General features: G+C 34.6%; 10 protein-coding genes. 5 read left to right on the forward strand and 5 right to left on the reverse strand.

The genetic code is table 11. The features are described 5' to 3' along the window. Positions 1–168 precede the first annotated feature (168 nt). The 3 genes from QNH24_RS15855 (at position 169) to QNH24_RS15865 (ending at position 1,996) form a co-directional block, all read left to right on the forward strand. A complete protein-coding gene (locus tag QNH24_RS15855) occupies positions 169–633 on the forward strand; it encodes a hypothetical protein (protein WP_054771665.1) in 465 nt (154 codons plus the stop codon). Positions 634–706: 73 nt separating this feature from the next. Beyond that, entirely contained in the window at positions 707–1,231 is a 525-nt protein-coding gene (locus QNH24_RS15860; RefSeq protein WP_283868530.1) for a hypothetical protein, read from the forward strand. Between the two features lie 78 nt (positions 1,232–1,309). Beyond that, positions 1,310–1,996 (forward strand): response regulator transcription factor, encoded by a 687-nt coding sequence (locus tag QNH24_RS15865; protein WP_283868531.1) that lies wholly within the window; start codon positions 1,310–1,312, stop codon positions 1,994–1,996. Positions 1,997–2,018: 22 nt separating this feature from the next. Here QNH24_RS15865 and QNH24_RS15870 read toward each other — a convergent pair whose 3' ends face one another. From QNH24_RS15870 to QNH24_RS15890, 5 genes are all read right to left on the reverse strand, one after another. Then, on the reverse strand, positions 2,019–7,157 hold the full coding sequence (locus tag QNH24_RS15870; protein ID WP_283868532.1) for an ATP-binding protein: 5,139 nt from the start codon (positions 7,155–7,157) through the stop codon (positions 2,019–2,021). A gap of 22 nt (positions 7,158–7,179) precedes the next feature. Further along, the gene (locus QNH24_RS15875) at positions 7,180–7,398 is read right to left on the reverse strand and encodes a hypothetical protein (protein ID WP_283868533.1); all 219 of its coding nucleotides are present in this window, start codon (positions 7,396–7,398) and stop codon (positions 7,180–7,182) included. A gap of 68 nt (positions 7,399–7,466) precedes the next feature. Continuing rightward, on the reverse strand, positions 7,467–8,867 hold the full coding sequence (locus QNH24_RS15880; RefSeq protein ID WP_283868534.1) for an HD-GYP domain-containing protein: 1,401 nt from the start codon (positions 8,865–8,867) through the stop codon (positions 7,467–7,469). Between the two features lie 232 nt (positions 8,868–9,099). Further along, positions 9,100–10,137 carry a beta-carotene 15,15'-monooxygenase gene (locus QNH24_RS15885; RefSeq protein WP_283868535.1) on the reverse strand — a complete coding sequence of 346 codons (1,038 nt, stop codon included), beginning with the start codon at positions 10,135–10,137 and terminating at the stop codon, positions 9,100–9,102. A gap of 396 nt (positions 10,138–10,533) precedes the next feature. Next, a complete protein-coding gene (locus QNH24_RS15890) occupies positions 10,534–11,418 on the reverse strand; it encodes an AraC family transcriptional regulator (RefSeq protein WP_283868536.1) in 885 nt (294 codons plus the stop codon). 109 nt (positions 11,419–11,527) lie between these two features. On the opposite strand from QNH24_RS15890, the gene QNH24_RS15895 reads away from it, so the two are divergent. Continuing rightward, complete coding sequence (locus QNH24_RS15895) at positions 11,528–12,445, forward strand: EamA family transporter (RefSeq protein WP_283868537.1); 918 nt, start codon at positions 11,528–11,530, stop codon at positions 12,443–12,445. A gap of 200 nt (positions 12,446–12,645) precedes the next feature. After that, the gene (locus QNH24_RS15900) at positions 12,646–13,692 is read left to right on the forward strand and encodes a Cj0069 family protein (RefSeq protein ID WP_283868538.1); all 1,047 of its coding nucleotides are present in this window, start codon (positions 12,646–12,648) and stop codon (positions 13,690–13,692) included. Positions 13,693–13,748: the final 56 nt, after the last annotated feature.

A 13,748-nucleotide genomic window follows, 5' to 3' on the forward strand; every position in this document is an offset into this window, starting at 1 on the left:
CAGAAGTTTCGCAATAACAATGAAACACTAAAACCTTACCTTTATATAGCAAAATCTAGCGATACCCGTACGGTTGCTAAAAAATTGTTTAATTGTTTTTGAATACTATTAAAAATTTAGAGGATTTCACTACTTTTGTGTTGTATTAAACTAAACGGGGGTGGCTGTATGTTTGGCCTTTTTAAAGAATCAGAAAAATTGATAGATACATATGAACAAGTAGCATGTATTTTAAAGTCCTTGCTTACCTACGAGCTCAGAGACTTACCTAGCCGTTACGAATTTTGGTACCGTGCGGCGTTACGTTTGGAAGAATATCGAACGTTAAATGCGGAGCATCGCTCAAAGCGATCTATGACCACAGCTGTTGGACGCTTTCATCAAACTCAATATGATGTTACGAAACAAAAACTAGCAAGGCTAGAGCGTCTAATAGATATATATAAATCCTTTTGTCTGGAAGAAGAGCGAGAAATATTAAATCATCGGCTCCATTTTCAGAAGGAAGTAATTGCCGAGCTCTATAATCATCTTCAAAATAAAGAGTTATATACGTATTGTAGTACTGTACAGCAGCAATTTTGGGAAGCTGTCAGTGAGGATATACTACTTGCAATTGCCCAACTGGATTAAAGTGGTTACATTTGCTGGATTCTTCTTCGTTGTTTGAGGATATGTTTTTTAGTTTAAAAGTTGGAGGTTTTTTATGATTGCATGGATTATTGCAGCAGAAATTGCTTTTTGGATAGTCATTTTATTTGGGTTGGTTGCCCGCTATATTTTAAAAAAACCAAAGCTAAGTTTCTTCTTGTTTTCCTTAACATTAGGTATCGATTCTTTACTGATATTGCTAACTGCGATAGATTTAAAAGCAGGTACCCCCGCATCTATCTCACATGGGATTGCTGCTATTTATATTGGTGTTTCAATCGCCTATGGTAAAACTATGATTAGTTGGGCAGATGAGCAATTTCAACGTTGGTTTTTAAAAACTGGGGATAAGAAAGTACGTCTTACAGGATCTGCAAAAGGGAAACATGAGATAAAGATGCTGATTCGCCATGTAGTAGCTTTTCTCATTGGCACTGGACTTTTGTCTATCATGGCACTTTATATTGGATCTCAGTCTGACACATCTTCCCTATTTCAGGTGATGAAAGTTTGGGGCATCGTATTAACTATTGATGCCATTATAAGTATTTCATATGTGATTTTTCCTAGTCAAAAATAACGAATGTCCTAGAAGTTTTCTTTCCATTTCTATCTAAAAATTGATATATTAGAAGATGGAGAAAGGAGATTCATGGGTGTGGTAAATGAGAAAATCTTAATCGTAGAAGATGATATTGACATTATGGAGGTTCTATCTCTTACAATTGCAAATGCAAACTACCTAGTTTTCAAGGCATCATCCATTTACGAAGGTTGGAAGGCAGTAATCAAAGAAGAGCCTGATTTAATTTTATTGGATGTTAATTTACCTGATGGCAATGGCTTTGAATTAGCGAGAAGGGTTCGTGAAGTGTCGGATGCTATTATTATTTTTGTAACTGTTAATCACTTAATTGACCATAAACTAGAAGGCTTTGAAGTAGGTGCAGATGATTATATAACAAAGCCGTTTATTCCAAAAGAATTACTCGCTCGTATACAAGCAAACTTAAAAAGAAAGACGACATCCATAAGAAATCCTATATTACATATTGATAACTTAGTCATTCATTTTGATGAAAAAAATGTTTATAAAAACGGAAAACGTTTAAATCTTTTTACGAAAGAAAAGCTACTACTATTTTTTCTGATCGAACATGCCAATAAGGTAATTAGTGTAGACCAACTGATAGATAATGTTTGGGGACAGGATGGTGTAACTGATTCAAAAACGGTTTCTGTCCATATTAGTACACTGCGACGAAAAATTGAGGACGTTCCAGCTAAGCCTAAGTGGATTCAAACTGTTCGGGGCTTCGGCTACCAATTTGTTTATAAAAAATAAAGTGCTGAGCTGCGAAAAATGCTCAACACTTTATTTTTTCTATTACCAAAGGCAATGTAAAGCTAAATATGGACCCTTCACCCTCTATGCTTTCCACATATATTTCCCCATTATGTTGTTCCACAATTTGCTTACAAATGGCTAAGCCAATTCCGTGTGAATCCACTTTATCAACATTAGATGCTCGATAATAACTATCGAATATAAAGGGAATATCGCTCTGTGGGATACCTATGCCACTATCTGAAATTGAACAGATTAAGTGTGTGTCCTCCACATACATTAAAAATTGAATACTGCCATTTGAAGTATATTTCATGGCATTTGTCATTAAATTTTCCATCACCTGATTGATTCGGGCACGATCGATTAGCAGCTGTGCCTCCTGATGACCATAAAAATCGGCATAATAGTCTAAGCCCAGTTGTTTTATCTCTCGTTCAAAACGGAAGCGAAATTGTTGAAATAGATTAATGGCCCTTACTTCTATAAAGGTATATTCTGCTCTCCCCGCTTCTAGATTAGCTAAATCAAATAAATCTTGAATTAAAACATTTAACGATAGCAATCTTTCCTTACTTCGAATTAAATATTTTTCTTGTTCTGATTCCTCTTTAATAACCCCGTCTAATATTAATTCGATATAACCTAGTGTTGAAGTGATGGGTGAGCGTAGTTCATGTGAAATACTATGCAATAATTTCTTCCGTTCTAATTCATTTTTCTCTAATCGTTCATTGACCTTTTTCAAATGATTATTTGTTTCATCCAATTCCTTTGTCCGTGAAAGAACACGTTTTTCTAATTCACCATATATTTTTGCATTTTCAATCGATACGGCTATTTGTCCAGAGATCATTTTTAACAAATTCACATGTGTTGGATGAAAGGCATTAGTAATTAATGTGTTTTCCAAATATAAAATGGCTATAATCTCATCTTTAAGATGAATCGGTACACATAAAATAGACTTAGCAGCCGAGAAAGCACTAAGATAAACACTCTGTGCTTGTGTATTTTGAATAATTAGTTGCTCTCCGCTTTGTAACACAAAATAGACAATGGATTGCATGGTTTCACTGAATTCTTCAATCTTATGGTCATGAAATATCGTAAATTTGGTTTCATTGGCCTCAGCCTGTGCTAACACTTGTAATTGCTCATGATGTCTATGAATAAAATACCCGACATCTGCACCAGCATGTTTTAATAAGGCAAATAAGATTTTACGAAGCAAATCCTCCATCCGTATTTCTGTTGCTAGGGACTGGGTCGTTTCGAAGACAGTCATCATATCAAATGATACTGTTCCGCTATGTTGGCCTTTTGGTACGTGATTGGCATGATACACTTTTTCCCAATGACTAGCAACCGTATTGGCCCCCCACTCCTTTATTACCTGTATACCACATAAAATATAATGTCTCGCCGTTTTTTTATGATTGATAGCATGATAGTAATTAGCAGCTCGTTCATAAGAAATGGCAGCATCTTGAAGAAAATTATTCATTTGTGCAAGCTGAATTGCTCGATCGTAATAAAGAATGGCATTCTCGCCCTGCTTTTTCATTCGATAATTTTCAGCCATTAATAAACAATAGAGATGCTCATAGTTTTCAGGTGCATATTGAGCCCATTTTTTAAATTGACGAATACTTTTACTAATCTCCATCCTATATGTTCTTAATTCTGTTTTCGAGGAATATCGCTTTTGATGAATAAAATGAAACTGCCAAAGAGCACGATAAAAATAATAAATTGGCGTGATGGGCAAAGTATATATTTCTTTCTCTATCACCTTTAATATCTCCATAAACTCTTTTCCATGCTGATCGTCCCCCAATAAAAATGACATTTTCAATCGAATAGAATAATGCATCATTTTAATAATAGGCTGGTCTAATATAGCAAAGGGATATGCCCAATCAATAGGGGAATTAGGGTTTTGTAGCACATTCATCCATAACCCCATTTCAGCTAAAAAATCTATTGATAATGCACTGGCATGAATGGAAAACTCCTGTTGTTGGCGCTCAATTTCCTGCTGTAAATCCTGAATAGGTGTTCCATTAATGAATTGGATGGCCACGATAAAACAAGAAGCAGCAGAGACCAAATGATGCAAGCCGATTTCCTGGCTATTGTGCTGAGCCTTTTGAATATATTGAAGACTGGATTCATATGGATTTGTCCAATGATTAATAAATATGCCATAGACAAAATAAATACGGCCCTTGATGTAAATATTATTTTCATTCTCAGCAAAGGTGATGGCTATTTTTCCAAAGCGTGCAGAGTCTTGAATATTATTGAAGCCAGCATTTAAAAGCATGGCATAGTTAATATAGACAACTCCACTTTTTGTTCCGTTCCCGTATTTAAGCTGTAATCGCAACCCTCTCATTAATAAAATTCCCGTTAAATTAGGATTAAGCATAAATGTGCTTGCCGTCATATTGATAATCAAATGGATTAACGTATCCATTTCTTTATCCTGAATAGGAGGATACTTTAAAAGATCTATATCAGATTTATTGTGCAAAGCTTTTCTTAATAATAAATACTCCTTTAAAAGTTGAATTTTTGAGGGGTTCTCAGCAATATTCATATTGGTAATTTGTAGACCTTTTATGCCAGCCTCAATTCCTACCGTATGATTGTCTGATTCAATGTATAGTAACGTTTTTAAATTATAAATTAATAATTTTTCTAAAACTGTTTTTGAATGCCGCAACGCTTCTGTTAAATGAAATTCTGATACATCATAACGTCCAACTAAATATGCGCACTCTCCTAAGTTAGCATATATTTTTACAGACATTTTACGAAAAGACTGCCAATGATTGTCTGGAAGGAGCTCTATACTCGTCGTTAAAAAGGAGATGGCACTGTCAAACAGTCCAATTCTTTTTGCCGCAATACCAAGTTTATAATTCCATATTGCTAAATTTTGTTTTTCGTCAGCATTCAACAGTTGCTGACCATAATTAAAATGTTTCACCACTTCACTTAAATGATAACTATCTACTATATTCGGGATATTTTTCGTTAATAATTTTCCAATTTGATAATGAAGCCTTGTCCGTTCTTCATCAGATAAATCATGATAGGCTACCTGCTGAATACGATCGTGTACAAACTGAAACTTCATATGAAATGTATGTAAAATACCCTCATGTTCAAACTTACTAGCCCATTTAAAATGGGCATCCATTGGTACAATAAAGCCATGCTCTACAAGTGTACCCAAAAGCTTCAGCAAATCTTGGGCTGAAATGGAGACTAGCTTTAATAAGGAACTAAACTCAAAGCTTTGGCCAAAACAAGAGACAATTCTTAAAATCCCCTGAGCGTCTTTATCGAGAGTTGCCATTCTATTTTCAATAAAAGTCAGTAATTCATTATTAAAAAAGGACTGATTGTATTTATGAATACTAAATTGCCACTCTTTTGTTTCGGTATTGAAATAGATGGTATTACTTTGCTGTAAGGAACGAAAAGCTTCCTTCACAAATAACGGATTTCCTTTTGTTAAACGAAATAATTGTGTAGAAATTAATTTAATGGTAGTTGATTTCGCATGTAATGATTCCTCTAGCCATAACCGTACATCATCTTCCTCAAGAGGATTTATCTCTATATGCTGATTGGATGGGAAGTTTTTCAAGGACTTATAATTCTTTTTTAAATCCCCCTCCTCATTTGATCGAAAAGTAGTTATCCACATTAAATAGCCTGCTCGATGTTGTTCATATAGTTGGGTCATCATCTCAAGTGTACTAGCATTTGCCCATTGTAAATCATCCATTAACCATACAATTGGCTTCTTTTGCATGGCAAAGGCTAATAGAATCTTTTGCAAAGAACTAAATATATACGTATGTAGCTGTTTGGCATTTTCACGTACATCTGTCCGAAAACCTGCTTCTTCTTTAAAAAACCATCGAAGCTCTGGTAGTAAATGAACAAGTCGATCTGTTACCATTAACTTTACATCATGAAATAGTTTGCGTAATGCTTGAACAGAATTCTCACCTTCTAAATAAACGATTTTCAATAAATTTCTTAAAGGCTGTACAACAGCTGTAAAGTCATTTTCTAGCTGTAATTGCTCATACTTCGTTTCTACAAAATACCCTTTAGCAGCAGCAATGTCTCCCTTTAATGTATAAACAAGCTTAGATTTCCCAGACCCAGCTTTGCCAGAAATCATTACTATTTTTTTTTCGCCATTTACCACCTGATGAAACATAGAAGAAAGGTCCATGATTTGTTGCTTTCTACCATAGTACTTTGTAGAAAGCACCGCATTTAAATGAATGTCAAATTCACCTAAGTGGAAGTCATGAAGCGGTTCATCTATTAACAGTTTATGTTGAATTTGTAATAAATCCTCTCTTAGCCCGACAGCACTTTGATAGCGAAATTCTGGATTTTTCGCTAATAACTTTTCTATTATATTCCAAATAATAGGATGCGGATAAGGCTGAAGATTTACCAATGAATTCGGCACTTTTGTTAGAATTTCATAGATAAGCTCAGAAGATTCCTCTTTTTGGAAAGGTAATTGACCACTGAGTATTTCGTAAAAAATAATACCGAGTGCATATAAATCAGAACGATGGTCAATTTCTAGATTAACTCTTCCGGTTTGTTCTGGTGCATAATATGGCAGCTGTTCAAGTCGCTCATAAAGATTTTCTATAATGACGGGAGATTCTGCATCATATTTTAAACTGTATTCAGAACTTAGTAATTTTACCTTTAATGAATTGGGATTAATTAATATTTGGCTGGGATTCAAATTAAGATAGAGTAAATCACTTTGTTGCATTTTAATACAGGCATTCACAAGTTCAAGTGCAATTTGTAAAAATTGATGCAAAGAAATATGCTTATTTCTAAACTCATGTAGGGGTACACCATTAAAATTTTCATAAATAATTGCGTATTGATTGTCAATATAATCAATGGCTAATGGCTTTAACAACCACGGATTTTGTTCGTTCGCAAACAATGAAAATTCATATTGCAGTCTAGCTCTCTTTTCGGCTGAATTATGATGAATACTTTTTACTAGTACTAAATTCTTGAATTTATTAATATACATTCTTTGCAAATTCCAATCTTCTTTTGTTTGTAAAAGTATGCAATCATTCACCGTATGTGCCTCCCTTATTCATTTATGTAGTGATTAATTTTGTAACCGCTTTATATTTTTGTAATTTATCTTTTAAATTCACTTCTTTATGTGAAGCTCCAGCAAAGCTGAAGACAAAGCTCTCTAACTTCTCTGGGGGGATATGGTACTGCTCTAATTTCCGAGTAGTTCCATGAAGGTCAAGACATTCATTACAAAATACACAAATTGCAGATGCCTCACAATAATCTGCAATGTTCAAAAGCTCCTCCTTACTAGTTGAGATATCTAGTAGAAACGGATTAATTTCTTTTGCATAAAATAGTCCTTCTAATAACTGAATAAAAAATTTGTTCGTAAATCTTGGTCAACTATAAAAAGTATAGCATCATTTTTTCTAGTTTCACTTCGTAATTGAAGCAGCATATTATTCAGGAGTTCCTTTAGAGTTAAACGCACAACCTTTAAGCGGACATCCTCCATCACTAGTTGTTGTTCAATTACCTCAAAAATTTGGTAGATAGGGATATAGATCTTAGTAAAGCACTCAGCGAACGTATACTGATCCATCAACTGCCGATAGTACTTTTCCATTAAATTTATTTCACCATTTATTAAATACTCAGAGAATTTTTGGAATAGCTTTTCGGGTGTTTCCACGTAATAGGAAATTAACTTGACTACTTTAAGCTGAAAATCAAATGGTAACCTAAAGACTTTATTTGTATCTAGCCTTCTTACAATTGGAAGGAGTGGATACATATTATTGACATTATCTACTAGAGCATGAGAACCATCTGATAATAACACAATTGAATTTTGGGGATAAATACCAATAAAATCGACAAATCTGGCCAAAAGCTTTTCATCAAGAAGATGCTTTTCTTTATAAATAATTGCCATTGCTTCGGCAGCTCCGACCTCGCGTTTATAGGGTCGATTTAATGTAAGAGCTGAGTAAATATCGATTAGCTGTAATATGAATACTTCTCTAGGTATATCAGACTCCTCTAGTCCATCTGGATACCCGGAGCCATCGATTCGCTCATGATGTGACTTAGCTAAATAAGCAATGGATACAAGTCCTAAATCGCACAATAAATCATAGCCAAACTGTGTATGCTTCTGCATGACTTCAAACTCACTAGGTGAAAGTCTTCCCTCTTTTTTTAAAATAGCCAGTGGTATTTTCAGCTTCCCAATATCATGAAATAAAAATCCAAGCGCACAATGTTCTAAATTTTGTATGCCTTCTTTTTTAGCAAATAGAGTACATAATGTAAATACATCGATAGCGTGCATATATGTGTATGTGTCATAATCTTTTAACGTATTGAGCAGTTTTCGATAATGGCTATTTTCCATATAGCGGTGAAATAAATTGCGTATAAATAGTATATCGTCCATATTTTTTAATACATGACCATACCGAATCTCCGTGCTCAATTCTCCTAATGCCTGTAGAAAAAGAGAATTTTCTGTCTCACTATTTACAACGGTCTTCTCGTGCAGTTTTACACCTAACAGCCCATCCTGTTCAGCTTGAAGGTCTGTTTCTACAATCCGTGTCTGAATATAAACATCGTGAACATGGCGATTTTTCAATAATGTTATAATTCTTGCTGTTATTACACTTCCCTTTTTCATCAACAAACGATTTTCAACATATAAATCCTGCCCAAGAACCAATCCTTCCTGTAAATCAACAATGTTTGTTTTAACTAACTTCAAAAATAACACTCCTCTACTTTTATACATAAATCACTATAAAAGATGAAGGTTAAAATCTGATTAAATAGTATGTAAATTTTAAAAATGGCATGAGAATATATCCATACAAGGAAAAATATGATGTATATCAATTGAACGGCATAAATGAAATGCATTAAGTATAAAGATATAGGAAAAAGGCTGAACGATTTATAATCGTACAGCCTAGAGATAAAATTAATTGTTGTAGAACTTATGAATTTACTCCCATCCCTTGGACAAGAATTGTTTTCAATTCTTGCTTTTGGTCTGCTTTAATAGCGACATTGTGATATTTCTTTTTTATGCCTAGCATAAACGTAACATCAATAGGCTCCTTCAGCTTTAAGATAAACTGAGGATACGCCTCATCGAAATCACGTGCCACAAAATCAATAGTATCTTTCGATAATTTTCCTTCTAATTCATGTTTATCCTCAATAAGCGCTTCAATATTATCAAAACGAATTTCTGCTCGTTTCATTAAACCTAATGATAAATATAACTTATCAGCTGTAACATGCACAGGATTTAAACGAACAGCCTGCATATCCGCTATAAAAAATATAACGGAGTAGACATTTAAAATAAGCAAAATAATAGAGAGAACCATCGACTTTTCATGTAGCCACCAATGGATGCCAATTGTTTCAATAACAATGCCATGAATAAGCATAATCTGGAAGGCGATATAACTAGAACTCTTATGCAAGGTTAAGCCTGAACGCTCTTTTCTTTTCCAGCTTGCGAAAGCATAGTAAAGCATCAAAAAGTCAGTGCACAACATTTGAATAATTAAATGCTTTGGTGCATGTTTTTCAACTGCTTTTGAAAAAGAGAACAAATCTGGTAGATTACTTAATCTTACATCCGCTAGTATTTTAGGCATATAGCGGACAAATGTCACAAGAAGCAAAATTTCTAATAGTATAATTGAACCTTCAATCACAAACCCAGCCCATGTAATGGCTACAAATGGCTGAAGATGATCGATTGGAATTATAAATCGAGCTACAATACAACCAGCAGCGGCTAAAAGAATGGCTTGTTTTACAGAGTACTTACCTTTATAAAGCATAAATAAAATCGGCATAACAATGACGAAATCAATTAATGAGCCAATGACTACTCCTTTTGTTTCTGCTGGTAAAATGGATAAACCTAAACCCGTGTTATAAAGTGTGTAATTACTGGCAAGAACGACTAATAAAAAAGCTAGCCATACATTTTGCTTTTTCTTGAAAACAATCATACATTATCACTCCTTATTTTACTTACCTGTTCTTCATTAATTAATCATTCCTCTAACACATTTTGACTTAATTTCTGAATAATCTCCCTTAGCAGCAACAATTTATTCAGTTCAAGCCTTGAATAATATTTAGAAATAATATACCGTTTGATTTCTTCTTCCCTTTCAAATACTCCATACCCTTTCTATCTAGTTGTACAATTATTTCTCGATTATTTTCAGGATTGATGCTTCGAAAAGCATAACATTTTCATTCAATTCAATCCTTAAAGTAATATTAATAGTAAAGTTATCTTCACTATTAATATCACCTTATTATTTATGGTTATAATTGTCAATGACTCCATCAAAAATAGGTGTTTTTATGCTACTGTTTTGTCAAAAATTTTTCATATATTATCTTCTACAAAATCTTTTGCGATAAACATATGGAGAAAATCCTGTATAATCCTTAAATTTTTCTATAAAATAACTAACTGTACTAAATCCTGTTGTTGATGCAATGCTAGTGATGGATTGCTCACTATCTCGTAATAACTGCAAACTTTTACGAAGACGATACAGTAATAAATAGCTGAATGGTGACATACCCACCATTTTTTTAAACAAACGACTGCATTCTTCCCTGCTTAAATAAACATGTGCGGCTAATTGCTCCAATATTATTTTCTCTGCATAATTCACATGTAAATAATCCAGCATTTCCTTCACACGTTCATGCTGGACAATTTTCGTAGGTTCTAGCATTTCAACGGTCAGCATGGATTGCGTTAGCATAGCTTCCCAAATGGCTACAAGCTCTCTCCAAACCTTTAACTCATAAAAATCATTCTGCATTTGTAATATGCCTGCGATCTCTTTTACCTTTTGTGCTAAATAACCTGAAAGCCTTACATAAGGTAAACGATTACTTGTAATGTATGGTTTTACATATTTCTCGGTAAATACACTTCCCTCATGTCCTCCTAGCAACATTGGGTCCACATTGAGACAGTAAATTCTTGCTAGATTTATTTCATACGGCTTTGCCTCGTGCAACCCTAAAGCATTAATAAATAGTCCATCTCCCTCCTTGAGTATAAAAACGTCCCCTCCTACTCGATATTCTATACGACCTTCTTTCACATAAACGAATTGAATCTCTTTATGCCAATGCAATGGCAAAAAATCTAAGCTTTCTAGTCGCATAGTCGTCTCGTACAAAGCAACTGGAAATGCCTTCGTTCCATGTGAGGTTAGTTCTTGTAAATCCTTTGCAATTTTTATATGAGTTAAGACCATTTCTCTATTCACCTCAATATATTGATACTTTTAACCATTAAATCGATATTTATTACACCTATAAGTCCTTATAATTTCTTTATATTGATAGTTTAGGAGATGTTTCAAAATGAATCAAACACAACTTAATAAACGTACTTTTGGTTTTATTCTCGTCATTCTAGGGGCAAGCTTTTGGGGTATTGGCGGGACTGTTGCGCAAAAGCTTTTTCAGCAGGAAAATATCGAAGTAGGATGGCTTGTTTCAAGTCGCCTTCTTATAGCAGGTCTATTATTAATCGGAGTCTATAAAATAACACATTGGAATAATTCAATTTTTGTTATGTTTCGTACAAAGCACAATGCCTTCAGACAAATATTATTTAGTTTACTAGGCATGCTTGCAGTTCAATATACGTATATGATGTCGATTTCAATCGGTAACTCAGCTGTCGCGACATTACTTCAATACCTAGCTCCACTTTTTATTATGGGCTATTATCTAATAACAAAGCATAGTCAATTAACAAGGCAGGATGGTATTGCTGTCACACTGACGTTGGTTGGTACTTTTTTATTACTTACAAACGGCTCCTTTTCAACCCTCTCTGTTCCAGGTTTGGCAGTATTTTGGGGCATTTTATCTGGTCTCTCTGCAGCTTTTTATACGCTATATGCTGTTCCGCTGTTACAGCAATTTCATTCATTGCTAGTGGTAGGGTGGTCGATGGTTATTGGTGGTATTGTGATGAGTCTATTTCATCAACCGTGGCAAATTAACATGTCTAATTGGGAATTGTCAACCATTGCTTATTTTTTGTTTATTGTTATTTTTGGAACAATGCTAGCCTTCTGGTTTTATATTGCTAGCCTACATTATTTAACGCCGAAAGAAACAAGCTTACTTGGCAGTTTAGAACCTTTAACAGCTGTTATGACAAGCGTGTTATGGCTCAAAATTAACTTTGGAGGTTTTCAGTTGCTTGGAACGATGCTAATCCTTTGTATGATTCTGTATCTCACGGTCTTTCCCAAAAAGCAACAATAATACTGACGAATAAAATCTAGCGAATGCAAATTCGAGGACACAAGCTGTTTAGTACTTCACTTAAGCATGATAGGCGATCTTTACTGATGTTTATGTGGGATAAAATTTAAATTAATACATAAAATTTACATATTTTATATATCTTTTATCCCTTTCAGTCTATTATACTGAAACTATCATCATACTAAGGAGGTATTTATATGGATAAAAAAGTTATATTTTTCGAGGTTCGTGGTGGGTCAGATAAGGGACCAGATGGCTATAGGAAAGATACAATGCCAATGGTGGATGCATTAAAGCAACGTGGTCAGAATGCGGAGGTTATTTTCTTTGATGTGACAAGAAAAGAAGAAATTTATAATTACGTGAAAGAAAATGGAGTCGCTTATGTATCACGTATTAATCCTGGAAATTTACAGCATGAGGAAGAATACTTTGCGATGTTACGAGACCTATGTAATGCAGGTGTCATTGGAATGCCGCACCCTGATGCCATGATTGGTTATGGCTCGAAAGATGTCTTATCAAAATTGTCCTCTACCAATTTAGTGCCTGATGATACATTTGCCTATTATACAATTGAAGCCTTTAAAGCCCAATTTCCTACCTCTCTGGCTATTACAGAACGCGTTTTAAAGCAAAATCGTGGTTCAACAGGAGAAGGAATTTGGCGAGTAAAATTGGTAGAACCTCTTGCAGAAGGAGTCACAGAGGTACCACTTGATGCTCAAATTAAATGTACGGAAGCCAAGGATAATCATGTGGAATATTGGAAGCTTAGTGATTTTATGATGTTTTGCGAGCAGTACATTACAGGTGCAAATGGCATGCTTATCGATATGCGCTTCCTGCCACGTATTACAGAGGGGGAAATTCGCTTATTTATGTTACGTGATAAACCCGTACACGTTGTACATAAAAAGCCAGCAGATTCTGAGGATGCCTTTAGCGCTACATTATTTTCTGGTGCCAAGTACCGCTACGATTCTCCAGACGACTGGGAAGAGCTGGTGCAAAACTTCTTAACACAGCTACCTCTTGTCACTAGCCTGCTTGGTGGTTATGATTTGCCATTAATATGGACGGCTGATTTCATGTTAGATACTGATGCAGCAGGAGAAGATTGCTATGTTTTAGGTGAGATGAATTGCTCTTGTGTAGGCTTTACTTCTGAGCTTACCTTAGCACACCAAGTAGCTGAGGAAATTATCGCTTGCATCAGGGAGCGTACAGAGGTTTCCGCTTAACTAATTAACATTTACAAACAAAAATAAAAAGTGCGATCATGTAAATCGCACTTTTT

It is taken from the genome of Lysinibacillus pakistanensis, assembly GCF_030123245.1.
GTDB lineage: Bacteria > Bacillota > Bacilli > Bacillales_A > Planococcaceae > Lysinibacillus > Lysinibacillus pakistanensis.

Coding starts and splice junctions, on each gene's coding strand:
- QNH24_RS15855 (WP_054771665.1), top strand. CDS start 169: ATGTTTGGCCTTTTTAAAGAATCAGAAAAATTGATAGATACATATGAA.
- QNH24_RS15860 (WP_283868530.1), top strand. CDS start 707: ATGATTGCATGGATTATTGCAGCAGAAATTGCTTTTTGGATAGTCATT.
- QNH24_RS15885 (WP_283868535.1), bottom strand. CDS start 10,137: ATGATTGTTTTCAAGAAAAAGCAAAATGTATGGCTAGCTTTTTTATTA.
- QNH24_RS15890 (WP_283868536.1), bottom strand. CDS start 11,418: ATGGTCTTAACTCATATAAAAATTGCAAAGGATTTACAAGAACTAACC.
- QNH24_RS15895 (WP_283868537.1), top strand. CDS start 11,528: ATGAATCAAACACAACTTAATAAACGTACTTTTGGTTTTATTCTCGTC.
- QNH24_RS15900 (WP_283868538.1), top strand. CDS start 12,646: ATGGATAAAAAAGTTATATTTTTCGAGGTTCGTGGTGGGTCAGATAAG.